Raw genomic sequence first — 25,264 nt, forward strand, 5'->3', positions numbered from 1 at the left:
AGGTGAAACATATGGCTACTCAGTCAAATGCTTCGGAAGGAAAAGGACTCAGCCGCTTTTTGAATGTAATTGAACGTGCAGGTAACCGCCTGCCTGATCCATTCATGTTATTCGTATACCTTGCTCTGTTTGTTATCCTATTGTCCTGGTTCATCTCTTTATTTGATGTTTCATTTCAACAACCCGGCAGCGAAGAATTAATCACCATCAAAAGCCTTGTCTCTGCAGAAGGACTCCAATACATTCTTACTTCGATGCTGGACAACTTCGTCGGTTTTAAGCCGCTGGGACTCGTACTGGCCATGATGCTCGGAATTGGCTTGGCTGATAAAATTGGTCTGCTGGAAACAGCCATTAAGAGTACAATTCTTAAAGCCCCACCTGCTCTCGTAACTTATGCAGTAATTTTTGTCGGTATATTAGGTAACCTCGCCTCAGACGCAGCTTTCGTTATCGTCCCGCCACTTGCTGCAATGGTATTTTACACGGTCGGACGGCATCCACTCGCCGGTCTTGCTGCAGGTTTCGCTGGTGTCGGAGCCGGGTTTACAGCTAACATCATCATCGCTGGTACAGATGCCTTGCTTTCAGGTATCTCAACAGAGGTCATGCAAAATCTGGATTCCAACATTGTTGTCACACCAGTCGATAACTGGTATTTCATGATGGTATCAGTAGTTGTTCTCTCTATCACAGGCGCTCTTATCACAGAAAAAATTGTTGAACCTCGATTAGGTAAGTATGAAGGAAAAGGCGGCGAGGCTCTGAAAGCTTCGACCAGTCTGGAGAAGCGTGGGCTTAGGAACGCTGCTATTGTAGCCCTCGCCTATGTAGCATTAATCCTGTTAGTCATATTCCTTCCGAATTCTCCACTTCGAAATGAAGAGGGCGGCATTATTCCTTCTCCATTTTTAGATGGGATTATCCCGATTATCTTATTCTGGTTTGTCGCGGTAGGGGTAACTTACGGTAAAACGGTTGGAAAACTGGAAAGCTCAAGAGATATCTCTAAATATATGGGCGAAGCTATGAAAGATATGTCCGGTTTTATCGTACTGATCTTTGCGGCAGCTCAATTCATCGCTTACTTCGACTGGACGAACTTAGGAACATGGATTGCTGTTAGTGGGGCAAACTTCCTCGAGTCCATTGGCCTTACTGGAATAGCCGTCATCATCGGTTTTGTCTTATTGACCGCTGTCATGAACTTATTCATCTTCAGCGGGTCAGCACAATGGGCTTTAGAAGCTCCAATTTTCGTAAAGATGTTCTATTTCTTAGACTATCACCCGGCATTCATTCAGGCAGCATATCGTATCGCCGACTCATCAACCAATATCATTACTCCAATGAACCCTTATATCATCATCGTGTTAGCGTTCATGAAAGAATATGATAAAAAAGCCGGACTCGGAACATTGATTGCACTTATGCTTCCCTACAGTATCATTTTCCTATCTGTCTGGATCGTGTTGTTGCTTATCTTCGCATTCCTTGGTATACCATTCGGGCCAGGAATCGGTATCCACCTCTAAATTACCTGGTTAATTTTTCTGGGGTATTTAACAGAAACTTCTTAACCATATAGTAACTAAGTAACAGGGCTGGTTTTCCCGATCAAGGGAAGACCAGCCCTGTTTGTTTAAAGCAAGCAATTAAGGGTAGAGTACCTTTGAAATAATTCCAATGATAAAGGAGATGAGTGAATGAACAATGTTCAATGGTCAGGTTTCCTGGAAGGAATCCCCAACCTGATAGTTGCATTATTAGTCTTACTTATTGGCTGGATTATTGCCAAAGCCATTGAAAAAGGTGTCAAGAAAGGACTGGAGAAGACCGACCTTGACGACAAATTATTTTCTGGAGGAAAAGAAAGAAGGAATGACAATAAAAAATGGACATCCGAGAAAATAATCAGTAAAGTCGTCTACTGGATTGTACTTATTTTTGTATTTGTCATTTTCTTTAACATTTTAAACCTGGATATCATCGCTGCTCCACTTTCCGATATGTTATCCACCCTATTTGCAGCCATTCCTAACATCTTGAAAGCTGCACTTATTCTATTGGTTGCCTGGTTAGTCGCAAAAGCGCTAAGCTGGCTTGTCATTAAAGCCGGTGAAAAGTTCGACCTTGGACACAAAATGGAGAGATTCGGATTAGCAGAGGATGAGCATTCTTCCAATCGTGGCATTCAAAGCGCCGCTAATATTGTTTTTTATTTAGTATTGCTGCTCTTCCTGCCAGCTGTTCTGGCTGCATTACAGATCACTGGGATTTCTGAACCGTTCACGAACATGATCCAATCTTTCTTAGCCTTTATTCCAAAGCTGTTTGCAGCGGCTCTCATTCTACTGATTGGATGGTTTGTAGCTAAGCTTGTACGGGATATTTTGACTAAATTCCTTAAGAGCATCGGCACAGAACGGGCTGCTCATCGCATGGGGCTCGACAAAGTTCTTGAAGGTACGAGCTTGTCCAGAATCATTGGTACGATTGTTTATATCCTGATCTTGATTCCTGTTGTAATCTCCGCGCTGGAACAACTGGAAATCAGAGGTATTACGGACCCGGCGATCAACATGCTGAACAACGTCCTTGCCATGATTCCAAATATCGCGATTGCCATTGTACTTATTTTGGCAGGTATTTGGGTCGGTAAATGGGTCGGCCAGATTGTAGCCAACTTACTAGAGCGCCTTGGCGTCAACTCCATGGCAAGAAACATGGGAATCGGAAACTGGGATCCTAACGAGAGCAGTTACAGCATCTCCCGTATTATCGGACGTATCGTTCAAATCCTGATTGTCGTCCTATTTACTGTGGAAGCTCTGCAGATTATTCAGCTGGAATTCCTTGTCGATCTTGCAACTGGCGTTATCGCTTATCTGCCTAGCGTGTTTGCAGCTATTGTAATCCTATTCGTAGGGCTCTATGTCGGAAACCTTGTTCAAAAACTATTGCACAACATCCTGCATGGTCCTGGTTACCGCATGCTGTCTGCAATTGCTAAATATGCCATCTTCGCTCTAGCTGTATTCATGGCACTGGATCAGCTTGGTGTAGCAGACAGTATCGTGAACGCAGCATTTATCCTGATCCTGGGCGGACTGGCTATCGCCTTCGGTCTTTCCTTCGGTCTTGGTGGACGCGAGCTGGCAGCTAAGTATCTGCATAAATGGGATACTAAGTTAGAGAAAATCGAAGTCCAGAATCAAAATAAATCGAAGTACGACCAGACAGGCAACGATATGCAGAATAGACCAAACCGACCAGACACAGATCCAAACAATCCATTCAACGGTCCGGACAACAAACTTTAATAGTTAAACAACTGGGAAAGCGGCCACAAGGTCGCTTTCTTTTTTATGGCACAACTTGTCACACAACTATCATTTAACAAACCATACGAACTTTGATAAAGTTTAAGAAAGAAAAGCTTTATACAAAGGAGGATTCGCCTTGTTACAGCTGTTCATCGCATTCATTGCAGCAATTCTAATCATCAGTGCTTTTATAATAAATCGTTATTTCGCGAGAAAAGGTCAAATCACCAACAGCATGATCTACCCTTCGGTCATCGTAGGGGGGAGTCTCGGTCTTATAATAGGAATTGTGGGCGAAGGCTCGGTTGCAGGAATTATCCTGACCATGGCTATTTTAACATTGCTCGTTTTCATCCAGATGTTCATCATACATCGTATTTCTAAATTGATTGGTCCTATGAGAAAACATAGAGAAGAATAATAACCGGTCAGCTCTTGCAAAATAGGGAGCTGACTTTTTAATGAGCTTGTGCATCGTAAAGTTGTAAATCAGTAACTGAACAAAAAAATAACACGCCGGTTAAGCGTGCCAAGAAAAGGGGGTTACTTATCAAAATTCAGGACAGCGACTACAAACATGCCAAAGCTTAACATTAACGTCAGTACTTCAAAGGTGTTCATCGATTATCGCCTCCTTATGTTAAGCATCCCCAAACATATGTTTGTCCTATTCAATTTTCTTAAAAAAAGTTAAATTTTTATAAACATCTAAAAACCCCCTTTTTAGCAAGGGAGGCTAGATGCTTATTTCATTTTTCCTACGTAACTCAGTTCTTTCACATTCTTTGTATCACTTGCCCCATCTAATATCTTCCGGACATCTTCCAGTGTTTCTTTTAACGATACTGTTTCTCCTTTTTGGCCTGTAAATTCTTCTGCTACGTAAAATGGCTGAGTTAAATACGCTTCCAGTAATTCCCCTCGCTTATATGTTTGCTTTTCTGTGGCAGGTAAACTGTCCAGTCCTTTCACATTAACAATCGAACGTAGCTCCCTATACCGTCTTAACAGCTTTTGGGAACGTTTTTGTATCGTAAGGTGTGTTTGATCCAGGTGTGCCCCTTCTAATACAGAGGAGGTAGAATAAACGGGGTTGATAGCAGGAAACATGTGCCTTGCAGCTAAATCTGCATCAAACTGCAAAAGTGTTTCCAATGGACCATAGGGCAGGTCTTCATCGACGGCTTCCCCTTTTAAATCAACTAAAAACGTTGTAACGGAATCCATTCCAATATTCAGCAGGCGTTCTTGCAATTCCTGAATTTCTCCAGTTAAAACATGGGAGCGGTCAGCAGCGAATAGGACCTGTTGCTGAGTCCCAAGTTGCGCAATATGTTCGTAGGCTTCTTTAATAGATTCTACTACTGTTTCAGCTGCATCCAGGATGTCATTAACCCCTTGCTGATTATCATCTGGCTTCCATAGTACAGTAGCATGACCTTGCTGTCTCAACCGATAAAATACTTCTGATAAAATAACCAGCTGCCCCATCCCTGGTCTTGCCACCAATCCTATCGTTCCACCTTTTGTCAACGGTGCCAACAAATCCAACGCTTTAATGCCCGTCTCAATCATCTCTACCTTCTCCCCTCTGATAATCAATTCATCCAGGCTGCATTCTGCAAGTGAGGCTAATGCGACCAGCGTGCGCACTTCCGCTCTTCCCACAGGAATTTTTCCAGTACTCAGGTTAGATACAGTGGCTGGTCTCAGTCCAACTGAACGGGCGGCACTTGTCAAATTGGGCACACGTCTTCGTAGCAATGCTACATTCAACCGTAAATCTTCCATTAACACACCTCCTATTACTTTATATAGTAATTCATATTACTTTTTAATGCAACAAATAATTACTTTTTAGCGTAATTATAATTACAGAATATTATTTCACAAAAAAGAACGGTTGGCTTCAACCGTTCTTCTCTATATTTTCTGGCTTGGTTAATATGATTCCGATTAAAGCACCAATACTGATAATGCCAGCCACTGTCATTACCTGGCTTCCTGTATCACCATTGATGATAAATGTACCAATCAAGGAAATCGTAATACTGATGAGGGAAATAACATATAAGGTGGCTACCGTTTTTGACTTTTTCACATAACCGCTAAATCCCAGCGTTCCGATTAACGTCAATACGACCGCTACAAATATCACGTGCAGCCACGCTCCTTTCCATACTGAGTATCTTCTTATAGGTTCCCTTGAATAGTCATTATCATGCCTTCTTCTCTATATTTTTCTTGAAGACTACTGGTTAGCGCACGTTCATTTCCGAAGGCTTCGGCCCTTTGCGTTCGTTACGGTCCAGCGCATCGATTTGCTCCATATCCAACGTATCCAATTCAAAATCAAACACATTAAAATTTTCTTCAATTCGTGAAGGTTTCACTGATTTCGGAATGACAATTGTATCGTTTTGTAAATGCCAGCGAATGATAACCTGCGCCGGGGTTTTGTCATGCTTTTCAGCAATTGTCTTAACTGTATTATTCCCCAGCACTTCCCCACCTTGCATCAAAGGGCTCCAGGCTTCAACGTAAATCCCATGCTGCTTACAGAAGTCTTTCATTTCTTTTTGAGCAAGGTATGGGTGGCATTCGACCTGATTCAATACGGGTGTCACTTCACATTCATCAAGGAGACGCTGCAGATGGTCGATATCAAAATTACATACCCCAATGGCTTTTGCCCGTCCATCGTGATACAACTTTTCTAACGCTTTATAGGTTTCTACGTAGTCATCGAATTCCGGTGTCGGCCAATGGATCAAGTATAAGTCTACGTATTCAAGACCCAGTTTTTCTAAACTCTCATCAAAAGCTTTTAACGTGTTTTCATAGCCTTGATCGGTATTCCATACTTTTGTAGTAATAAAAAGCTCCTCACGCTGTAAACCACTTTCCTGGATGGCCTTTCCGACTCCGCGTTCATTTCCATAAATAGCAGCGGTATCAATGGAACGATAACCAGTTTCTAAAGCCTTTTTCACTGCTGGTACCGCCTCATCGTCCTCTACTTGCCATACGCCAAATCCAAGCTGGGGCATGGTAAGACCGTTATGTAAGGTTACTTTCTGCATAAAAACACTCCTTTATTTATGATAATTGTAGTTTATTATAGGAGAATAGGGTAAGGCCTATATAACAGCTTTTTAATTTCGTAGACCGGAGGGATCGCATGCATGCTGGATAAGGCTAAACTATTCGCAGAAAAAGCCCATGAAGGCCAAGTGAGAAAAGGGACCGGCAAGCCATATATCGTTCATCCTACACGTGTAGCTGAAACCTTGCACCAGGCTGGCTGCTCAAAGGAATTGATTTGTGCCGGGTACTTACATGATGTAGTGGAAGATACCGATTATACGATTACAGATATTGAGAAAGAGTTCGGCAAGAAGGTAGCAGACCTCGTAGCAGCTCATACGGAAGATAAAATGAGGTCCTGGCAAGAACGTAAGCAGCATACAATCGATACCGTAAAAACAGCATCGAGGGATATAAAATACCTAATAATCGCTGATAAACTCGACAACCTGTTATCAACGGAAGAGGAAATGAAAACGAAGGGCGCACAAGTTTGGCATAACTTCAATGCAGGCTACGAATCTCAAAAATGGTATTACGAATCAGTAGCCAGCCATATGTATGACAACCTTCTCAAGAAAGATGCTCCAGAATTCTTCAAAACTTATGAAGAAGCTGTTTTGCGAGTATTCACTTAATATTACAAAACGATTAATAGTACACCAAATACGTTAAAAATGGACAGTTCCATTTAATGGGCTGTCCGTTTTACGTATGTCCAATAATTGTTTTATGCATCCAGATGGCAGCCTGCAGGCCATCTCCCATCGCGATCGCGACTTGCTCTGAGTGAGCGACCACATCTCCTGCGGCCCAAACACCAGAGACATTGGTCATTTTCGTACGATTGTCGACAAGAATATGACTGTTTTGATGCAATTCTACACCAAGTCCCTTTGCTAGTTCTGACTTTACCTTATTCCCCCCAAACGCTATAAAAGCATAGGGCGCTTCTACCTTTTCCCCATTTTGCAGGATGACTCCTTTAACAGCCTCCTCCTCCGTAAGAACACATGCAACTGGTTGATGAATGTAGGTGATCTCCTTCTCCTCTAATGCATTTTTCAATTGCTCATCTACATCACGTAATTCGTGATTGATATACGTCAAGTCCTCCGTCCAGTAGGACAGGGTTAAAGCCATATTCGCTCCTGGGTTCCCTGTCCCTAACACCATTGTCTGCTTATTTTTAACTTCATAACCATCACAATCCGGGCAAATGAATACACTCACTCCTAAACAAGGATAAAGCTCTGCAAATACAGGTGGAATACGGTCAACTACTCCTGTAGCTAATAAGACAGTTTTGGTAACGATACGGAAGCCGTCATTGGTGACAATACGAAAGGATTCACTCTCCTTCCTAATATCAGCAACCGTATCCTCGAGGAATTCTACACCCAAATCAACGGCTTGTTTTCTTCCAATAGCCCTTAAATGCTGGCCACTGACCCCCACAGGCCAACCAAGCAAATTGTGATAACTGCGACAAAGGTTCGAGCGCCCGCGATCAGAATCAATAACCAGCAACTGGTGTTGATATCTTCCCAGTTGAATAGCCGCCTGAAGACCGGCAATACCCCCGCCTACTATTACCGCCTCATAGTTTTTCAATACACACCCTCCTCACACGCACCAATTTACACTTTTCTTATTGTCACATTTTCAAGAGATATCATGCATCTAATTTCCTTTTCACTGCATATTCCCCGGGAAATACGCAGTGAAAAGATAAAAAAAAGAAAGTATTTCTAAGGCACAAAAGCGCAAGCGCCTTGTTCACCCCCGACAAGCTTAAGACAATCCTCGCCGTGACGTTCTATGTCACAGAGAGGATTGTCTTAAGACCTCGAGGGGGTAGGCGCTGGAGCTGGATGTAACCCACCACGTAAAGTTACCCACAAAAATAAAATTTTATAATTTCCTAGACAGTAAATAAACCTCTCAAATGAGAGGCTAACTCTTTATTGAATCTAATAGTGGGAGTCCTAATTCCTCAAAGGAATACAATAGAAACTCTACTTCAAACATTTCAGAAGTAACAGAGGTAACATTAGCATCCAGCTTTCGTAATAGCTTTTCTTTCGCCTCATTGTTGAAAGTACTAACGATGACGTAGCTCACATGAAGTTTTTTATTTCTGGGAAGCAGCTTTTTATATTCCGCTGTTTGGTGGAGTATATGCTGGACGGATTGGTATAGAGGTTCTAGTGGAAATGAAGCATGAGGTATGATTTTTGAAGCGCAAATGATACTTTTATTTTTCAGTTCTAGCAAGCCATCAAATTCTAATTCTTTATCTGGAGAGATAATCCGTATATGACGCTGTATGGGTTTATTATAACGCCTTTCTATTTCCTTAAAAGCAAAGTCTTCGGCAATCAGAACAAGCTGCAGCGGGCTCAATGATTCACTCATTCCTGTTTCAAAAGCAGGCTTGGCTGACACTGGCTCCGTATCTTTTTTCTCAGGTTCTTCGTGTTTGAATTCGATTATATCCTGAAGTTTATGATCAAATACTTCCTTATTCGACACGAACTCTTTTTTGTAATCAAAATAATCTTTATTCCCTCGTATTATAGCAGCTAAATTCTGCAAATACTCGGTCCTTGTGACAGCTGTTGCAATAATGAATATGCCAGCAAGGTAGCTCCAGGTGTTATTGGCGAAAAGGCATAAGCCAAGCAGCAATAAAATTCCCGCAATTTTCAGGGCATGGGTCTTCCATTGCTTCTTAAAAGACAGAAATGAACTGACCAGCCCTAATACCAGGATGACAGCAGCTAACCCTTCACGGAAGTTTGCCGGTAAAAGTATTTCGATCCCCTCCACCTCCCCGGTTATTTCTTTCATTATATGCGCCAAAACATGGAAAAACAACGAGCCATCCTCACTAAATATATAGGGAGGGATACTTATTTAATTGCTCCTTTTTATTTCATCTTTCACTAAATTTTATATAAAAAATGACTTTCAAGAAAAGCTGCTACTTTTCTGAAAGCCATTTTTATTAATTATTCATTTTAGAAAGGAAACCACCGAGCAGATCTTCATCCGACTCTTCTTCTTCCTCATTTCCGTCGACCTGTTGTTCTTTTAGCTGGTCTTTCATTTCATCAAAATTCAAGTCATCTAAAGCCTTATCCATTTCAGACCAGTCTTTCTGATCTTGACCCTCACTTTGAACTTCAGGCTCCGGAACAGGTATTTCTTCCGCCTGCACCGTTGTAGCTGCTACTTCTTCCTGTAAGTATAAAGCTTCATCAATATTCACCTGATTACTGTTCATCGAAGCAAGAAGCGCAGTAGCCCGGACGGGATCAGCAAGCAAGTGGTGGATAATGCTGCCCAGCAGCGCCTCCGAATGCTCATGTTTGAGCCAGTTGCGCTGTTCCTTCGTCAATTGTCTTGGTAGTGGAATCGTGACAGTTTCTCTATCTTTCGAAAAAGATTGATTGACACCTTCTAAAACAAACTGAGCGATTTTACTGGAAAAGTTTCTTCGCTCTGTTTCTTTTAATTTACTTAATTGCTTTAAAAGATGGTCAGGCGTGTCAGAGGGGACACGAAAGGTAATCGATTGTCCCCTCTGAATGCCTTTCCCTGCATTACTCATACAATCACCCTATTTTGATGAAGATGCTTTTTGCTTTTCACCTTTTTTATCTTCCACTTTACGGCTGTCATTTTTGCGGATAAAGTCAGAAATCAACTTGTAGTAGGCATTGGACATCATCCAGATGCTTTCCTTTTCATCCTCGAAGAACTCAATATTGAAACCATCAAGGTTGTTGTTCAATGTTTTCAAATAATCTTTAAGCACGGAAGCTCCGCCACCAACAAAGTAGCAGATTTCAGACTGTGAATTCTTTTGCCAGACATTACGAAGGAAACGGTATTCCTTCTTCGCAAGCTCAAGCAAAATCCGGTCAGTAATATCATGGACACTCGTTCTGCTTCCTTTAACCATGATATGATTGCGGTCATTTTTACGAGTGATGATATCCACCACATCTCTACGGCTATCTAGTTCTACACCATGCTTGCTTCTGATCTCTTCACGAATTTGCTCAAGAGATTCCGAAACTCCCAGGTTGAAACCTTGTGCCTTATCGTCATCAACATTACGGTTACGAATAACAGCAATATCTGTGGATAGTCCACCAATATCCTGAATCAAAATCTGTTTATCTATCAGATCTTTGTTGATGATATTCAGGTGGTTGTCCATTACCAGGTTGATATAGGCCGCAAATCCTTCTGGATAAACTTTAACTTCATCAAATTTAATATTTACTTTTTTCCCCTGATATTTAGGTGTAACTAGAAATTCCACCTGGTGCACAGAGCCTAACAATTGGGAACGATAACCAACATCTTTTCCTTCTTTTACTTCTCTTAGAGGAAGTCCAGTACCCAAAGTGTAGTTGGCATCTATCACGCCATTATTTGTTTTAAATCCTTTTTCCGGCGTTTTTTCATTTACAGCATCCATTGCCAAGGCCGCAAATAGCATGACCAATGTCTGATCCTCTTCCGCTTTACTGCTTCCTGGATCAAGTTCTGTAGAGTTGCTGCTTTTAGTTGCCAGATTTCCGACACGGTAAATCGCATTATTCTCTGATAGGGCAGGGGAGTGGACACGAATGTGGATATTATCGAGCGGATCTTTATCATCCAAATCTTCTATACCGATTACCGGACGATCTTCTACCTCACGCGCAATCACATTAGGTATGTACAGATCAGAATCTAATTTCCCAAATAGTGCTTTCACAGCATCATTTCCAACATCAACTGCTGCAATTCTTGAATTTGTCATATTCACAACTTTCCTTTCTATTATGAGATTACTAATAGGCTTATACCAAAAACTACCTATATAACCAGTAACTACTTTAAAGTTATAGTAGATTGCTAATATCGTCAATAAGAAAAAAGTTGCATACAATCAAGCAAACATGCATACAAAACTGTATTCTTGTAAGACAAAATGTACACATCGCTTTAAATAAACATGCATTCGAGTTTGTATACATGTACACACAATTGTGTACGTTTCGTATTCTTTTTGTGTACATGATTTCAATTTTGTGTACTTGTATACGTTTTTGTGTACATAGGGTGTTTCCAAAGGGGAATATATGGAAGATCGTAAAGCTTTAATTTAAGTGAAGTGATTGGAATTTAATAATAATCGGATTTGGTGGAGCCTGGTAAAATTAAATAGATAAGGAAGGTGTGGAGAAGATAGAAAAATTGTAGGAATGTACAGGCGGAAACCAAATAGAAACGGAGGAATTTAGAGGAAGGGTTAAAACAGGAGGACCAAAGCTCTCTCCCCACCCATAAGAGGGGGAGAAGAGGAATAGAAATATAAACAATTACATATTTTGTAACTTAGATCGAAAACCCATACTATACACGTCTATTGAGAATAAAAGTTACAAAGGCAGGAGAACTCTATTATCCCCTGCCTTCAGCCTGTGTTTAAGCTATCATTTTGTTGAGTTTTTATCATATCAGCATAAAAACCATCATTTTTAAGTAACTCCTCATGGTTCCCCTTCTCGATAATTTCTCCATCTTTCAAGACAAGAATTAAATCCGCTGAGCGTATGGTATGGAGGCGATGTGCGATCACAAAGCTGGTACGTCCCTTCATCAATTTACTTAATGCTTCATTAATTTTAATCTCTGTCACAGTGTCTATGCTGCTTGTAGCTTCATCTAATATTAATAAAGATGGATCGGCAAGCAATGCTCTAGCTATCGACAACAGTTGGCGCTGACCGTGGCTGATACCTTTGCCATCGGCATCAAGGACAGTATCATAGCCATCGGGAAGGCTACTGATAAAGCTGTGAGCATTGGCTGCCTTTGCAGCCGCCTCTACCTCTTCATCACTGGCATCCAACCGGCCGTATCGCAAATTTTCCCTAATTGTCGTATGGAATAAAGTCGAATCCTGCAATACTACGCCCATTTGTTTGCGAAGGCTGTCACGGCTAATTGTCTTTATGTTTTTTCCATCGATCAATATTTCCCCCTCATTCGTCTCGTAAAAGCGTGACAGTAGCGATATGATCGTAGTTTTACCGGCTCCAGTAGGTCCTACTAATGCAACAGTCTCCCCTGGTGCTGCATGAAAAGTGATATTCTTCAGTGTCGGCTGTTCATCTTCATAGGAGAAATAGACGGATCGAAACTCAATGTTACCCTGTAGTTCTCGAATAGCTTCGGCATTCCCTTCATCTTTGGTCTCTATCGGCTCATCAATAATTTGAAAGACACGGTCTGCACCTGCCACTGCGGAAAGTATCATATTGAATTGATTGGCCAGATCATTTAAGGGCCTGGTAAATTGTCTGGAGTAGGTCGTAAAAGTGACAATTACTCCAATCGATACAGCTCCATTAACAGCAAGGATCCCTCCCCCACCGACGATGATGGCAAAGCTGACGTTGTTCAGCATATTCATCAACTTCGGAATAAAACCAGTATAGGTTTGTGCCCAGTAGCTCGCATGCCTTAAAGCTTCGTTCTTCTTTTGAAATGTGTCGATGACTTTCTGCTCCTGTGAAAACATTTTGATGATTGTCTGCCCGGAAAACATCTCCTCTACGTACCCATTCATGTCCCCCAGTTCTTTCTGCTGTTCTTTAAAGAAGCGTCCTGTCCGTCTGGTAATCCACTTCATCCCGGCATACATCACTGGGACGATTGTTAGTGTAAGTACTGTCAGCAAAGGACTAAGCCATAGCATCATGCCTATCGTACCGAAAATGGTGATCAGACTGGTTGTAAATTGAATAATTGCCGTGTTCAACGTTCTGCTCACATTTTCCATATCATTGGTAAGGCGGCTCATCAGTTCACCGAATTGTCTTTCCTGGAAAAATAGGATCGGTAGCTGCTGGAGATGAGAGAATAAGTGGTTGCGCATCGTAAAGACGGTGTTTTGAGATATACCGATCATCCAAAAATTTTGCAGCCATAACGTCAAGGAATGAAAAAGATAAACCGTTCCCAACAGTACCACCATTTGAAGCAGTGTACTGGTTTCAGGATCTTCAATCACTCTGTCGACTGCTACTCCGAGCAGGTATGGGCCGAGTAAGGATAACAGCGAACTGATCAGGACAATAACCAGCACCAGCCAGAATAACCGCTTCTCCCTTCTCAGATAAATCCACACTCTTTTTATAGTGGCCTGGATGTTTTCTACTTTTGGCAGGCGCGTGCCAATGCCGTGGTGGTGAGCCCTGGGCCCACGGAGGTTATCTGTCGTTTTTTGACTTCCTTTAACTGCCACTTATAACGCCTCCGTTTCCTGCTGGGACTGGTAAACCTGCTGATAATAACCATTGGTACATAACAAGGAGGGATGATCGCCACTTCCGATTATTTTCCCCTGGTGCATCAATAGAATCTTATCAGCAGCTTTTAGCGAACTTATTTTTTGAGCTACAATCAAAACCGTACAGTCTTTTTTGCGTAAAGAGGTCAGTAATCGCGATTCTGTATGGGCATCCAGAGCGCTTGTACTATCATCCAGCATTAATATATTTGGATTGCGAATGAGAGCCCTTGCTATAGATAATCGCTGCTTTTGTCCACCCGAAAAGGTAACGCCTTTCTGGCCCAACCTTGTTTGATAGCCATCCGGCAATGTGGAAATAAAAGCATGGATTTGCGCATCCTTCGCTGCTTTGATCACCTCTTCTTCACTGGCTTCGTTCTTCCCCCACTGAATGTTTTCCATCACCGTTCCTGAAAACAGATGGATTTCCTGAGGTACAAGGCTAATTTGCTTCCGCAATGCTTTCACATCATAGTGTTCGATAGGGAGACCATCGATAAACACTTGTCCACTACTGGCTTCCTGAAGCCGTGGAATAAGGTGTAATAGGGTGGATTTTCCTGAACCGGTTTCTCCCAATATTCCAATTGTCTCCCCTGCTTTTGCCTCAAAAGTAATCGCTTCGATAGCCGGAACCTTCATGCCTGGATAAGTATAGTTAACCTCTTGGAACCCTATCGCACCTTGTATTTTTTTGTTCACGCCATCCGTCTGGTCATGGTCCTTTTCCCCTTCAGCATCCAGGATTTCCGTAATCCGGCTGGCAGAAGCTTTCCCCCGAGAAAAGACCATGATTAAAAACGTAAAGACAGAAAAGGTGAACATCATCCGGGTAGCATAATTGATAATGGCAACAACCTCACCCGCCTGAGCAGTACCGACATTCAATCCGATGGCTCCAAACCAAAGTATGACTAATATAATCAAGTTCATGCCAAGCATGACCATTGGCATGGCCAGCTCCATCAGCCACAATGCTTTTTTGTTATCGTTCATTAACGAGGTGTTAGCTCCTTGAAAACGTGATTCTTCAAAGTCACCCCGATTAAAGCCCTTAATCAGCCGGATTCCGGCAAGATTTTCACGGATAATCGTATTAAGGTTATCTAACTTCTCCTGAACACGCCGGAAATACGTGACCCCTTTTGTCAAAATCCAGAATAAGAACAGCAGCATAACCGGCACAGACACTAATAGAATGGTCGCCAGTTCTTTATGCACGGTAAACGCCATCACCAGCCCTCCGATGATGAATAACGGGGCTCGTAAGGCGATTCGCATAAACATGAATATCAAGTTCTGGATTTGGGTGACATCATTTGTCATTCTGGTTATTAATGTCGGGGTGGCAAAACGCTGAAAGTTCTTACTTGTAAATTGCTGGACTTTCCGGAACATATCATCACGCAGATCATAACCTGCCCCCTGACTGACATTCGCAGCGAAAAAGGAATTGATGATACCGGCTGCAAACGCAATCAAAGATATAGCTACCAGAATGCCGCCCCAAATCGCCACCGTTGTCAAATCTTCCTGTAAAATTCCATCGTCAATGATTTTCGCCATGAATAAGGGTTGAATCAACTCGACGACCAGCTCGACAAGCATCAGAAATAATCCAATATACATGGAAGTTTTGTATGTATAAGCATAAGTGAAAATTCTTCGCATCCAGCTTCCTCCGTAAGTTCTGAAAGTTCTTATAATTATACAGGAAAAATCATAGTGAGCGTACTAATTAGGCAGGTCTAATAACCCTCCTTTTTGGAAAAGATGCTAAGAGCTGCAAATAGGAGTGAAACCTGATGTTAGATATGATAAAAGAATCGCTGCTTGTTGTCGGAAGGATATCAACCATTGTTCCATTAATGCTTGTCATAGCTATTTTCATGGGAAAACGTGCCATTGGCGAACTGCCGATATTCGATCTGTTAATTATTTTGACACTTGGTTCTGTAGTAGGGGCCGATATCGCAGACCCCAATATCAACCATATTCCTACCGCTGTCGCTATCGTAGCGTTAGGGGTATTGCAGCGGCTTGTCGCCAAACTGAAAATATCCAGTCGATCGTTCGGACGGTGGATCACCTTTAAGCCAACGGTTGTCATCCAGAATGGGAAATTCATAGATGCTAATATGAAAAAAATCCATTACTCCATTGACAATGTTCTTCAAATGCTGCGGGAGAAGGATGTATTCGACATCAATGAAGTACAGACAGCGATTGTCGAGGCAAATGGTGAGTTAAGTGTGCTGAAGCAACCCCGCTATCAAACCGTGACGAGAAAGGATATGAACATCATTCCTTACTCCTCAGAAATTGCGCTGCCAATCATTATTGAAGGGGACATCTCAAAGGAAGTGATGAAACATTTCGGCGTGAAATCCTCCTGGATTCGCCGGCAGCTGGCACAGCATGGGGTAACCGATATTTCTGAAGTCTTTTACGCATCGCTCAACCGGGAATTGGAGTTACACTTTACTCTGAAGAATGAAGTCGAGCAGAATATTCCTCCGTTTCAGCATTAACATTACTTTTTCGCCTTAGAGACGAAGCGGTTCCCTGTCACCCAAAAACGCCATGGGTAATCCCGGGCTTCCCCGCTGTTATCAATCCCGACACGAGGTCCTGTCGATATTGAATCAGGCATTCTCCCTTCTGCGATATATAACGGCGGTTTGTTGAACGGAAGCCCATAATCGGATTTCACAATCCCTAACGCTTTCGTCAGCTTACCAGGGCCACTGGTCAGTTCGATTTCCTTCTTATTTTCGCCACGACGCTGGTACATCAGGTCAATCCCTTCCAACGGTTCGACTGCACGAATCAATACGGCTTCTGGTTCCAGCACATCTCCACTCACGACATTGACCAGACAATGCGTGTGCATCACATACGTATAAACGTTACCCGGCGGCCCAAACATTACGTCGGTGCGTTTGGTCCTCCGGTTCCCATAGCTATGGGCTGCCCGATCACCAGGACCTATGTAAGCTTCCGTTTCTACAATAATTCCTGATGCTGTTCCTGCTTCTGTTTCTTTTACTAATATCTTTCCTAATAAAGATTCGGCCAACTCTAATGTCGGCTGCTGAAAAAACTCCTCATTCATGGGCTGATAATCCATACAGATACCTCCTCTACCGTTTGTCATACCCGATTTTTAATCAGGTTAAAGATTTTGCTTCATATACCCTTCTACCGCTTCCCCCCATAATGTGAAAACTTATATTATTACGTACTTTTTTCTTATCAAAAATACCTATTCATAGAATGCACGTTTTTTGTACATACTTTTACTATCTTAATTTACAATAGATGGGTTTGATGGAAATGAAAAAAGTGACGATCAGCATTAATGGTCAGGAAATTGAAGCGTCAGAAGGGCAGTCGATTTTTGAAGCAGCACGCGACAGTGATATCTACATGCCAGGGATTTGTGCTTCGCAGCCTGATTTAGGCATAGGTGTCATCCAGACGTGTGACACTTGTTTTGTTGATGTGAACGGAAAGCTTGAGCGGTCTTGTTCCACAAAAGTCGAGCAAGGCATGAAGGTGACAAATAACTCACATAAGGTTAAAGAAGCTCAGCTCGAAGGTATGTCACGGATTCTGGAAAATCATGAGCTCTATTGTACGGTTTGTGATAACAATAATGGGGACTGTGTGGTACATAATACAGCGGAGCACTTGCAAGTGAACCACCAGAAATACCCGTTCACTCCTAAGCCTTATACCGCTGACAACACCCATCCGTTCTATCGTTATGAGCCGGATCAATGTATCTTGTGCGGGTTATGTGTGGAGGCTTGCCAGGACTTGCAGGTGAGCGAAGTATTATCCATTGACTGGGAAAGAAAAGAACCACGTGTCATTTGGGACAACGATGTGCCGATCGATCAGTCTTCCTGTGTCTCCTGCGGGCACTGTGTCAGTGTCTGCCCTTGTAATGCCCTCATGGAAAAATCGATGCTCGGGGAAGCCGGTTATCTGACGAAAATGCCGAAAAATATCCTTGAGCCGATGATTGACGTTACAAAAGAGGTCGAGCCAGGCTATAGCGGCATTTTCGCAATTTCTAACGTCGAGGCATCGATGCGTGAGAGCAGGATCAATAAGACGAAGACGGTATGTACCTATTGTGGAGTCGGGTGCAGTTTTGAAGTATGGACAAAAGGTCGCGATATCTTGAAAGTGCAGCCACATCCGGAGGCACCGGCCAACGGTATTTCTACGTGTGTCAAAGGTAAATTCGGCTGGGACTTCATCAACAGCGAAGAACGCCTGAAGGCTCCATTGATCCGGAAAGGCGATAAGTTTGTGGAAGCCACGTGGGAAGAAGCCCTGTCACTCATTTCGGAAAAACTGCAGGGAATCAAGCAGCAAAATGGCTCCGATGCCCTCGGTTTCATCGCTTCATCCAAGTGTACGAATGAAGAGAATTACCTGATGCAGAAACTGGCTCGCCAGATTTTCCAAACCAACAACATTGATAACTGTTCGCGTTACTGCCAGACTCCAGCATCTGCCGGCCTGATGCGCACAGTCGGTATCGGCGGTGATTCCGGTACAATTGAAGATATTGCTGCAGCTGAATTAATCATCGTCGTAGGGGCGAACCCGGAAGAATCCCATCCGGTTCTTGCGACGCGGATCAAGCGCGCTCATAAATTACATGACCAGAAACTTGTTGTAGCAGATTTACGGAAAAACGGTCTTGCGGAACGTGCAGACTTACATCTTCACCCTAAGCCGGGCACGGACCTCGTCTGGATTTCAGCCGTTGCCAAGTACATGATCGATCAGGGCTGGGAAGCAAAAGACTTTTTAAAAGAACGAGTCAATAACGTGGATGAATATAAGCAATCTCTTGATAAATTCACGCTGGAATATGCAGAAATTGTGACAGGACTTACCCAGGAAACCATGAAAAAGGTGGCGGAGATGATCCATGAATCCAATGCTACCTGTATTCTCTGGGCGATGGGTGTCACACAGCATATGGGCGGGACCGATACGAGCACCTCAATCGCAAACCTGCTGCTTGTGACTGGAAACTTCGGTAAGCGCGGCACTGGCGCTTATCCACTTCGTGGTCATAATAATGTCCAGGGAGCCAGTGATTTCGGTACGATGCCGAACTTCTTCCCTGGTTATGAAGCGGTTGAAGATGACACGATTCGCGGCCGCTATGAAAAAGCATGGGGAACCAAACTGCCGAAAGAACCGGGCCTGAACAACCATGAAATTGTCGCAGCGATTCATAAGGGTTCTGTTAAAGGGGTTTACTTGTTCGGGGAAGAAATGGGCCTCGTGGATTCCAACATCAATTATGTTCATGAAGCTTTTGAAAAGCTTGACTTCTTCGTAGTCCAGGATGTCTTCTTCTCCAAAACAGCACAGTATGCCGACGTCGTTCTTCCAGCTGCACCAAGTCTTGAAAAGGAAGGTACATTCACTAATACAGAACGTCGCATTCAGAAATTGAACAAGGTAATGGAACCCTTAGGCGATAGTAAGCCGGACTGGGAAATTTTCCAGGAACTCGCTAATAAACTCGGGGCGGACTGGAACTACCAAAACCCTGGAGAAGTAATGGCCGAAGCAGCATCGCTTGCTCCTGTTTTCGCTGGTGTAGACTATAAGCGGCTGGAGGGCTGGGACAGTCTCGTATGGCCAGTTGATAAGGGCGGGCAGGATACGCCGCTCCTCTATGAAGATACATTCGCTTTTCCAGATGGGAAAGCGAAGCTATTCCCTGTTGATTGGACACCGCCTTATGAGGCAGGCGAAGGTTATGACCTCCACTTGAATAACGGGCGGATTCTGGAGCATTTCCATGAAGGGAATATGACGTACCAATCAGATGGGATCACTCATAAGGTGCCGAACCCTTGGCTTGAAGTATCACCGGAACTTGCGAAAGAACGGAACATTGAAACCGGTGCCCTTGTACGTCTCACTTCCCCTTATGGAAAAGTGAAGCTGCGCGTCTGGGTGACCGACCAAGTGAAAGGCAAAGAGCTTTACCTGCCGATGAACACGCGTAAAGAAATTGAAGCTGTCAACAAACTGACAAGCAGTTACCATGATAAAGATACTCACACACCGAACTATAAAGAGATGCAAGTGAAAATGGAGGTTCTGGAAACGAAGGGCGAGTCCCCTCTTGTGGTCGGAAACTTCCGCCTCGGTAATCCCAAACCGCAAATCGGTGTCCGGGTGGCAGATAAATGGGGACGGGAAGACTTTACCCCAATCCCTGAATTAATTGAAAAGGAGGATCTGACCGATGGCCAAAGCGATACAGCAAATTGAGCTGCAGCAATCAACCGCAGAAGAAATGCAACAGAAAGATATGGAAAGGATAGTCAGCCAGATTGCAGATAATAAGCAGGCGATCAGCAGCATGCTTGAGATTGTCGATCAGCTGGAGGCCACCGGCGTCCTTGATATTTTGAAAGGGTTCTTAAGTGCCCGTGAAAAAATCGGCACCATTGCGGTTGAACAAATCAACCAGCCGAACATCCATCACACCATTAAAAATATGTTTTACACGATGGGATTTGTCGGTCATTTGGAACCGGAAAAATTAAGGACGATGCTCGAAAGTGTTCAAAAAGGTGTGGAAACAGCGTCTACCCCTGCGGAAGAGTACGAAAAAACGAGCACCTGGGGACTGCTCAAGTCCTTCCGTGATCCCCACGTGGTTCTGGCGCTTTCCACAATGGTCAGCTTTTTAAAAGGAATGGGAAAAGAATTAGAGGAAAAAGGTGATGCCCAGTGATTACACGTACGTTTTCCATTGCGGGTTTCCATAAAGATGATGAGGCACGAGTCGAAGAGATTTTACATGACGTATGGGGAGTGAGAAATGTAGCAGTTAACTCCCACTTAGGATTGGCAACCGTTTCCTTTGATGAAAAAGCGGCTTCCTGGGAAGACTTTACCCAGGCAGTCGCTGATTCTGGATTTGAAGTAAACGGATAAAGTAAACAGCAGGGATGAATGTCTCTGCTGTTTTGTATGTCAGCGCAATATACTATGTTCTGCCCTAACTAGCGTATATTTTGACTTAACGGAGGGGTGTTCTGCCCTAACGAAGCAATCTTCTTCCCTAACAGGCGCATGTTCCGACTTAACGAAGCAATGTTCTGACTTAACGCACAAAGAGGCACAAATCCCGATAAGGATTGTGCCTCTTTTTCAATATTTATTTCCCGGGAAATAATTTGTTTACCTGCCACTGACGGAATCACGATGGAAGCGGCCATTCGCCTGGTATAACAGTTTTTCCGGCACAACCTCTTCAATCATCGGAAAAACCGTCCGCTCTTCTAACCGGACATGTTCATCCAGCAACTCTCCCAGGTCGCGGAACTGTTCTGCAGTCAGCCGCGGCTGCTCTCGAATCCGCTCGACCATGCCTCTGATTTGCGCATGCTGAATCAGCATCTTTTTAATGGAGTCCTGATTCACATTTCCATATTGAGCGTATAGGGGAAGCAGTACCTCTTCTTCATCGCGAAAATGTCCCCGGCCGTCCTGATTCCAAAAATCGATGACGCTTCTACGAAAATCCTGCAAACTTTTTTCTGTCTTCTCCGTGCCTGCTTTTTTCAACTTCACTGCCGTCACCAACGCATGATGATGGTGATGAGACAATGGGTATAGCGCTTCGTGCCTTTTCATATCGCTTCGACCTCCCATCGAAATAAATATACTACTTTAATTATATAACATTCGACTTTATTAAGAAGTGACCTGCCCCACAATACATAATTAACTTTCCCCTTTATTATCTGTGCTATATCTCCTATTTTCATCAAACAAAAGCACCGTTTTCAGATTATTCAGCAAAGTTTTACTAATTTTGTCTTATAATTTCAGTTATATGATAATAAAGGAGGAAAATGGTGTGAAAAAGACAGGATTAATGCTGATGCTTTGTGCCAGTCTGGTGCTTCCTTCAGCTGCCCATGCTGCCCCTGTCAATGACACCCCTGCTACATACAACACGAACATTGAGATTGAAGACGGGATGACGCAGCCAATTTACAACATGGATGATGCAATAATGGAAGAGGTGTTTATTGAAACTTCTGTCGACAGCGACAATGACGGAGAGTTGGACCGGGTTAATGCCAGGATTATACGTCCAGGGGAGACAGAAAATGGTCTCGAGGTTCCTGCCATCTATACGATGAGCCCCTATAATGCCGGACTTAATTATCCATTGGAATTTTATGATGTCGATAAGGATTTAAATGTTGTCGACCACCCTGGCAAACCGTTGGTTACTGGGGCAGGAAACGCAGCCGGGCTGCCTGGGTATCTCGATGATTATTTCGTACCAAGAGGCTATGCTTATATCTCTGCCGATAGTATCGGAACTGGCGAATCGAATGGATGCGCAACGACAGGTGACTATCAGGAAGTCGAAGGTACAAAAGCAGTGATAGACTGGCTCAACGGAAACGCGAAAGGTTATACAGAAGACGGCGAAGAAGTGACGGCTGACTGGTCTACCGGAAATGTCGGGATGACCGGGGTTTCATACAATGGTACACTTCCAAACGCCGTTGCTACTACTGGTGTCGAAGGTCTGAAAACAATTGTTCCAATCGCCGCCATCAGTGATTGGTATGATTATTACCGCTCTAATGGTGCTGTCATTGCACCAGGCGGCTATCAAGGGGAAGATGCCGATGTTCTCGCAAAAGCAGTTTTGACACGGGAAAACCCGGAAGTATGTGCTTCTGTCATGGAAGAGCTAACAGAAGGACAGGATCGTGAAACAGGGGATTACAATGAATTCTGGGATGCGCGTAATTATGTCAACGACGCTAAAAATATGGAAGCCAGCGTATTACTGGTGCATGGTCTGAATGACTGGAATGTCAAAACAGAGCAATTTTCCCAGTGGTGGGATGCGTTGGAAAAGCATGATGTTCCGCGAAAAATGTGGCTGCACCAATATGGTCATAGTGATCCCTATTACATCCGCCAAGACGAATGGATGACTACGTTGAATAAGTGGTTCGATTACTGGTTATATGAAATTGATAACGGCATTATGGATGAGCCGGTGGTCGACATCCAGCGGGAAGACTTGTCCTGGGAAACGATGGCAAACTGGCCAGCGGAAGACGCTAGGGACACGAAACTTCATTTCAGTGCTGCAGAAGGAACCCATGGCTCCCTCAGCTTCTCGCCGGTACCGAACAGAGATAAGACAAGAGATACGATCATCGATGACCCGACACTTACGGTAGAAACACTCGTAGAGGATCTGGAGGGCGATAACGAAAACCTCGCCGCCTATCTTACAGAACCTTTTGAGGAAAAGATGCGGCTAAGCGGGGTACCTGAAGTTTCACTCCGGGCAGAACTGGATGCACCGACCGCAAACCTTACCGCTTTGTTAGTCGACTATAGCAGCGAAGAAACGGAAATTATTACTCGTGGATGGATGGATCCGCAAAACATTAATTCTGATTGGAAAGCAAAACCCCTCTCCCCCGGAAAGGAATATACATTCCAATGGGACCTGCAGCCGGATGACTATATCTTTGAAGCCGGACATCAACTGGGTGTCGTAATCATTTCAACGGATTATGATTATACACTTCGTCCGGAAGGTGGTACGACAATAACTATTAATCCTGCAAGCAGCTACATCAAACTCCCATTAGTGAAGTAAATCAAAACCCAGTATGACTGCATACTGGGTTTTTGTATGGAAAATAGCCTCTTAAGGTAGTTTATAGCTAATAAACTCTATTGCCTCGCAATGGGTCCTCTTCTTCCTTATTATTTTCAAATTTATGTTTTGCAACTTCTATCAAAGGAAAGAATAATATAACCCAGATTACTAATTACAATTTTTTCAAAAATAATACACCACATGGTATAATGGATGTATTCGGAGGTGCCCTTTTGTGAACAACTTAGAAGAATTAGAACAAAAAATAGAAGAGATGCGAATATATATGTATTCCCTTTATAATCACAACCCCTTGGATGATAAGCTGATTGAAGCCTCTCAGACGCTTGATCGGTTATTAAATGAACTGTCTGCGGCAACCAGGGCATGCAGATGACACATTTGCTGTAAACCAAAACGTTACTAAAAAACTGCCGTTAGGAATTATTCCACAATTCCTAACGGCAGTTTTTTCAAGAGAGCTGCTTACGCTTCGATGAAGCTGGGATGCGCAGCTCCTCCCTATATTTAGCTACTGTCCTCCGCGAGACGGTGATTCCTTCTTTTGTTTTAAAATAATCCGATATTTTCTGATCGGATATCGGTTTGTTTTTATCTTCTTTTTCTATCAATTGCTTTAACAGCGCTTTCACTTTAGTGGAAGATGTATCACTGCCCGATTCACTGCTGAGCTTCGAGGTAAAGAATATACTTAACTCAAAACATCCCTGAGGCGTTTGAATTACTTTATTCGCTTTCGCCCTGCTTACCGTAGACTCGTGCACACCGATTGCTTCAGCCACTTCCTTCAGCGTCAACGGTTGAATGGCGGTAAAACCTTTTTCAAAAAACTCCGCTTGTTTGTCGACGAGCACTTCTGCAATCTTCATCATTGTCGCCTGCCGTTGTTCAATACTATTCATGAGCCATATCGCTTTTTGGTAATGGTCCTTTACATACTTCGCCGTCTGGTCATTTTGTGTGATCAATGAACGATAGTTGGTATTTACTTGTATGGAAGGTAAATAACTGTCGTGAAGAATGATTTTATATCTTCCCTGGTGCTTTTTCACGGATATATCCGGCCGTACGTACTCTGCAGGAGTTTTAGCGATTCCCGCTAGCGGTTTCGGTTTCAGCTGTTGAATGATTTCTGCAGCTTCCCGGATTTCTGTTAGGTTTGCATCTAATTCCTCCGCAAGCTGTCGCCATTTCTTTTCTGCCAGTAAATTCAAATGCTGAACTACCATCTGTTCTGCCAACGAATCCTGTTCAAGCCTTTGTCTTAATTGAAAGACAAGATAGTCTGATAGATTCTTTGTGCCGACACCTGCCGGCTCCAGCTGCTGCAAGCTTTCCAGCACCGTAACCACCTGGCTTTCCGGAAGCCCGAATTCTTCGGCGATTTCTTTTTCCGGGATAGGAAGGTAGCCATTGTCATCTATATTCCATATTAGATACTGCATTAATAATCGATCTATTTCCGACAATTCCAGCAGACGCGCCTGATCCCACAAATCTTCCCTGATATCTTTCTCTTTCGTTGCAAAATCAAGGGGACTGACGTTGGGCTGGTAAGATTTGGGGTAATTGCCTGGTTCATGATCGACATCGGGGCTTTTTTCCTTTAATTCAATCAGCGGATTTTCCAGCGCTTGTTCCTGGATGAACGCCGTCAGTTCCATCGAAGAGAATTGCAGCAGTGATATCGCCTGTCGTAATTCTGTTGTCATAGCCAGATTCGTCGTTTGTCGTTGAGACAGACTGAGCTCCATCATG

The 25,264-nt window shown here is 43.3% G+C and carries 23 protein-coding genes; 10 read left to right on the plus strand and 13 right to left on the minus strand.

What is annotated here, in order from left to right; translation table 11 throughout:
- The first annotated feature begins 11 nt into the window (after positions 1-11).
- The 3 genes from ACGTNI_RS11460 to ACGTNI_RS11470 all read left to right on the plus strand — a co-directional run bounded on the left by ACGTNI_RS11460 (position 12) and on the right by ACGTNI_RS11470 (position 3,747).
- Positions 12-1,535, plus strand: a complete 1,524-nt coding sequence (locus ACGTNI_RS11460) for an AbgT family transporter (RefSeq protein WP_394462494.1) — start codon at positions 12-14, stop codon at positions 1,533-1,535.
- A 171-nt stretch (positions 1,536-1,706) separates the two neighbouring features.
- On the plus strand, positions 1,707-3,323 hold the full coding sequence (locus ACGTNI_RS11465) for a mechanosensitive ion channel (RefSeq protein ID WP_394462495.1): 1,617 nt from the start codon (positions 1,707-1,709) through the stop codon (positions 3,321-3,323).
- 139 nt (positions 3,324-3,462) lie between these two features.
- Complete coding sequence (locus ACGTNI_RS11470; protein WP_394462497.1) at positions 3,463-3,747, plus strand: hypothetical protein; 285 nt, start codon at positions 3,463-3,465, stop codon at positions 3,745-3,747.
- A gap of 122 nt (positions 3,748-3,869) precedes the next feature.
- Here the strand turns inward: ACGTNI_RS11470 and ACGTNI_RS11475 are convergent, their stop codons facing one another.
- The 4 genes from ACGTNI_RS11475 to ACGTNI_RS11490 all read right to left on the minus strand — a co-directional run bounded on the left by ACGTNI_RS11475 (position 3,870) and on the right by ACGTNI_RS11490 (position 6,409).
- Complete coding sequence (locus tag ACGTNI_RS11475) at positions 3,870-3,947, minus strand: putative holin-like toxin (protein WP_220387482.1); 78 nt, start codon at positions 3,945-3,947, stop codon at positions 3,870-3,872.
- A gap of 123 nt (positions 3,948-4,070) precedes the next feature.
- Entirely contained in the window at positions 4,071-5,117 is a 1,047-nt protein-coding gene (locus ACGTNI_RS11480) for an ATP synthase beta subunit C-terminal domain-containing protein (RefSeq protein ID WP_394462499.1), read from the minus strand.
- A 118-nt stretch (positions 5,118-5,235) separates the two neighbouring features.
- Positions 5,236-5,484: a hypothetical protein gene (locus ACGTNI_RS11485; RefSeq protein ID WP_085506456.1), complete on the minus strand. Its 249-nt coding sequence runs from the start codon at positions 5,482-5,484 to the stop codon at positions 5,236-5,238.
- Positions 5,485-5,584: 100 nt separating this feature from the next.
- Complete coding sequence (locus ACGTNI_RS11490; RefSeq protein ID WP_394462501.1) at positions 5,585-6,409, minus strand: aldo/keto reductase; 825 nt, start codon at positions 6,407-6,409, stop codon at positions 5,585-5,587.
- Positions 6,410-6,511: 102 nt separating this feature from the next.
- Here ACGTNI_RS11490 and ACGTNI_RS11495 point away from each other — a divergent pair, with 102 nt between their 5' ends.
- Positions 6,512-7,051, plus strand: a complete 540-nt coding sequence (locus ACGTNI_RS11495) for an HD domain-containing protein (RefSeq protein ID WP_394462503.1) — start codon at positions 6,512-6,514, stop codon at positions 7,049-7,051.
- A gap of 70 nt (positions 7,052-7,121) precedes the next feature.
- Here the strand turns inward: ACGTNI_RS11495 and ACGTNI_RS11500 are convergent, their stop codons facing one another.
- From ACGTNI_RS11500 to ACGTNI_RS11525, 6 genes are all read right to left on the minus strand, one after another.
- Positions 7,122-8,027 carry an NAD(P)/FAD-dependent oxidoreductase gene (locus ACGTNI_RS11500; protein WP_394462505.1) on the minus strand — a complete coding sequence of 302 codons (906 nt, stop codon included), beginning with the start codon at positions 8,025-8,027 and terminating at the stop codon, positions 7,122-7,124.
- 342 nt (positions 8,028-8,369) lie between these two features.
- On the minus strand, positions 8,370-9,293 hold the full coding sequence (locus tag ACGTNI_RS11505) for a hypothetical protein (RefSeq protein ID WP_394462507.1): 924 nt from the start codon (positions 9,291-9,293) through the stop codon (positions 8,370-8,372).
- A 130-nt stretch (positions 9,294-9,423) separates the two neighbouring features.
- A complete protein-coding gene (locus ACGTNI_RS11510; RefSeq protein ID WP_394462509.1) occupies positions 9,424-10,029 on the minus strand; it encodes a hypothetical protein in 606 nt (201 codons plus the stop codon).
- A 9-nt stretch (positions 10,030-10,038) separates the two neighbouring features.
- Positions 10,039-11,235: a ParM/StbA family protein gene (locus ACGTNI_RS11515; protein WP_085506462.1), complete on the minus strand. Its 1,197-nt coding sequence runs from the start codon at positions 11,233-11,235 to the stop codon at positions 10,039-10,041.
- A 657-nt stretch (positions 11,236-11,892) separates the two neighbouring features.
- Complete coding sequence (locus ACGTNI_RS11520; RefSeq protein ID WP_394462511.1) at positions 11,893-13,728, minus strand: ABC transporter ATP-binding protein; 1,836 nt, start codon at positions 13,726-13,728, stop codon at positions 11,893-11,895.
- The gene (locus ACGTNI_RS11525; protein ID WP_394462513.1) at positions 13,729-15,447 is read right to left on the minus strand and encodes an ABC transporter ATP-binding protein; all 1,719 of its coding nucleotides are present in this window, start codon (positions 15,445-15,447) and stop codon (positions 13,729-13,731) included.
- A 134-nt stretch (positions 15,448-15,581) separates the two neighbouring features.
- Here ACGTNI_RS11525 and ACGTNI_RS11530 point away from each other — a divergent pair, with 134 nt between their 5' ends.
- A complete protein-coding gene (locus tag ACGTNI_RS11530) occupies positions 15,582-16,307 on the plus strand; it encodes a DUF421 domain-containing protein (RefSeq protein ID WP_394462515.1) in 726 nt (241 codons plus the stop codon).
- 2 nt (positions 16,308-16,309) lie between these two features.
- On the opposite strand, the gene ACGTNI_RS11535 is transcribed toward ACGTNI_RS11530, so the two are convergent.
- Positions 16,310-16,906 carry a DNA-3-methyladenine glycosylase gene (locus tag ACGTNI_RS11535; RefSeq protein WP_394462517.1) on the minus strand — a complete coding sequence of 199 codons (597 nt, stop codon included), beginning with the start codon at positions 16,904-16,906 and terminating at the stop codon, positions 16,310-16,312.
- A 200-nt stretch (positions 16,907-17,106) separates the two neighbouring features.
- Here ACGTNI_RS11535 and fdhF point away from each other — a divergent pair, with 200 nt between their 5' ends.
- From fdhF to ACGTNI_RS11550, 3 genes are read left to right on the plus strand one after another with little or no spacing between them, the layout of a single operon-like run.
- Positions 17,107-20,097 carry a formate dehydrogenase subunit alpha gene (gene fdhF / locus ACGTNI_RS11540; protein WP_394462519.1) on the plus strand — a complete coding sequence of 997 codons (2,991 nt, stop codon included), beginning with the start codon at positions 17,107-17,109 and terminating at the stop codon, positions 20,095-20,097.
- Positions 20,072-20,566 carry a helical membrane plugin domain-containing protein gene (locus tag ACGTNI_RS11545; RefSeq protein ID WP_394462521.1) on the plus strand — a complete coding sequence of 165 codons (495 nt, stop codon included), beginning with the start codon at positions 20,072-20,074 and terminating at the stop codon, positions 20,564-20,566. Before fdhF ends, ACGTNI_RS11545 begins: the two co-directional genes overlap by 26 nt.
- On the plus strand, positions 20,563-20,769 hold the full coding sequence (locus ACGTNI_RS11550; RefSeq protein WP_394462523.1) for a heavy-metal-associated domain-containing protein: 207 nt from the start codon (positions 20,563-20,565) through the stop codon (positions 20,767-20,769). The genes ACGTNI_RS11545 and ACGTNI_RS11550 overlap by 4 nt, the downstream gene beginning before the upstream one ends.
- A gap of 246 nt (positions 20,770-21,015) precedes the next feature.
- Here the strand turns inward: ACGTNI_RS11550 and ACGTNI_RS11555 are convergent, their stop codons facing one another.
- The gene (locus tag ACGTNI_RS11555; protein ID WP_394462525.1) at positions 21,016-21,471 is read right to left on the minus strand and encodes a hemerythrin domain-containing protein; all 456 of its coding nucleotides are present in this window, start codon (positions 21,469-21,471) and stop codon (positions 21,016-21,018) included.
- A 226-nt stretch (positions 21,472-21,697) separates the two neighbouring features.
- Between ACGTNI_RS11555 and ACGTNI_RS11560 the strand changes: the two genes are divergently transcribed.
- Positions 21,698-23,482 carry a Xaa-Pro dipeptidyl-peptidase gene (locus tag ACGTNI_RS11560; protein ID WP_394462527.1) on the plus strand — a complete coding sequence of 595 codons (1,785 nt, stop codon included), beginning with the start codon at positions 21,698-21,700 and terminating at the stop codon, positions 23,480-23,482.
- 238 nt (positions 23,483-23,720) lie between these two features.
- Complete coding sequence (locus ACGTNI_RS11565) at positions 23,721-23,882, plus strand: Spo0E family sporulation regulatory protein-aspartic acid phosphatase (protein WP_394462529.1); 162 nt, start codon at positions 23,721-23,723, stop codon at positions 23,880-23,882.
- Positions 23,883-23,958: 76 nt separating this feature from the next.
- Here ACGTNI_RS11565 and rpoN read toward each other — a convergent pair whose 3' ends face one another.
- Positions 23,959-25,263 carry an RNA polymerase factor sigma-54 gene (rpoN, locus tag ACGTNI_RS11570; protein ID WP_394462531.1) on the minus strand — a complete coding sequence of 435 codons (1,305 nt, stop codon included), beginning with the start codon at positions 25,261-25,263 and terminating at the stop codon, positions 23,959-23,961.
- Position 25,264 lies beyond the last annotated feature (1 nt).

It is taken from the genome of Thalassobacillus sp. B23F22_16 (assembly GCF_043496955.1).
Lineage (GTDB): Bacteria > Bacillota > Bacilli > Bacillales > Halobacillaceae > Thalassobacillus > Thalassobacillus devorans_A.

Excerpts from the sequence above, each read along its gene's own strand:
- ACGTNI_RS11480 (WP_394462499.1), bottom strand. The coding sequence starts at position 5,117 with ATGGAAGATTTACGGTTGAATGTAGCATTGCTACGAAGACGTGTGCCC.
- fdhF (WP_394462519.1), top strand. The coding sequence starts at position 17,107 with ATGGAAATGAAAAAAGTGACGATCAGCATTAATGGTCAGGAAATTGAA.
- ACGTNI_RS11490 (WP_394462501.1), bottom strand. The coding sequence starts at position 6,409 with ATGCAGAAAGTAACCTTACATAACGGTCTTACCATGCCCCAGCTTGGA.
- ACGTNI_RS11460 (WP_394462494.1), top strand. The coding sequence starts at position 12 with ATGGCTACTCAGTCAAATGCTTCGGAAGGAAAAGGACTCAGCCGCTTT.
- ACGTNI_RS11510 (WP_394462509.1), bottom strand. The coding sequence starts at position 10,029 with ATGAGTAATGCAGGGAAAGGCATTCAGAGGGGACAATCGATTACCTTT.
- ACGTNI_RS11465 (WP_394462495.1), top strand. The coding sequence starts at position 1,707 with ATGAACAATGTTCAATGGTCAGGTTTCCTGGAAGGAATCCCCAACCTG.
- ACGTNI_RS11535 (WP_394462517.1), bottom strand. The coding sequence starts at position 16,906 with ATGGATTATCAGCCCATGAATGAGGAGTTTTTTCAGCAGCCGACATTA.
- rpoN (WP_394462531.1), bottom strand. The coding sequence starts at position 25,263 with ATGATGGAGCTCAGTCTGTCTCAACGACAAACGACGAATCTGGCTATG.
- ACGTNI_RS11545 (WP_394462521.1), top strand. The coding sequence starts at position 20,072 with ATGGCCAAAGCGATACAGCAAATTGAGCTGCAGCAATCAACCGCAGAA.
- ACGTNI_RS11515 (WP_085506462.1), bottom strand. The coding sequence starts at position 11,235 with ATGACAAATTCAAGAATTGCAGCAGTTGATGTTGGAAATGATGCTGTG.
- ACGTNI_RS11530 (WP_394462515.1), top strand. The coding sequence starts at position 15,582 with ATGTTAGATATGATAAAAGAATCGCTGCTTGTTGTCGGAAGGATATCA.
- ACGTNI_RS11495 (WP_394462503.1), top strand. The coding sequence starts at position 6,512 with ATGCTGGATAAGGCTAAACTATTCGCAGAAAAAGCCCATGAAGGCCAA.
- ACGTNI_RS11475 (WP_220387482.1), bottom strand. The coding sequence starts at position 3,947 with ATGAACACCTTTGAAGTACTGACGTTAATGTTAAGCTTTGGCATGTTT.
- ACGTNI_RS11555 (WP_394462525.1), bottom strand. The coding sequence starts at position 21,471 with ATGAAAAGGCACGAAGCGCTATACCCATTGTCTCATCACCATCATCAT.
- ACGTNI_RS11525 (WP_394462513.1), bottom strand. The coding sequence starts at position 15,447 with ATGCGAAGAATTTTCACTTATGCTTATACATACAAAACTTCCATGTAT.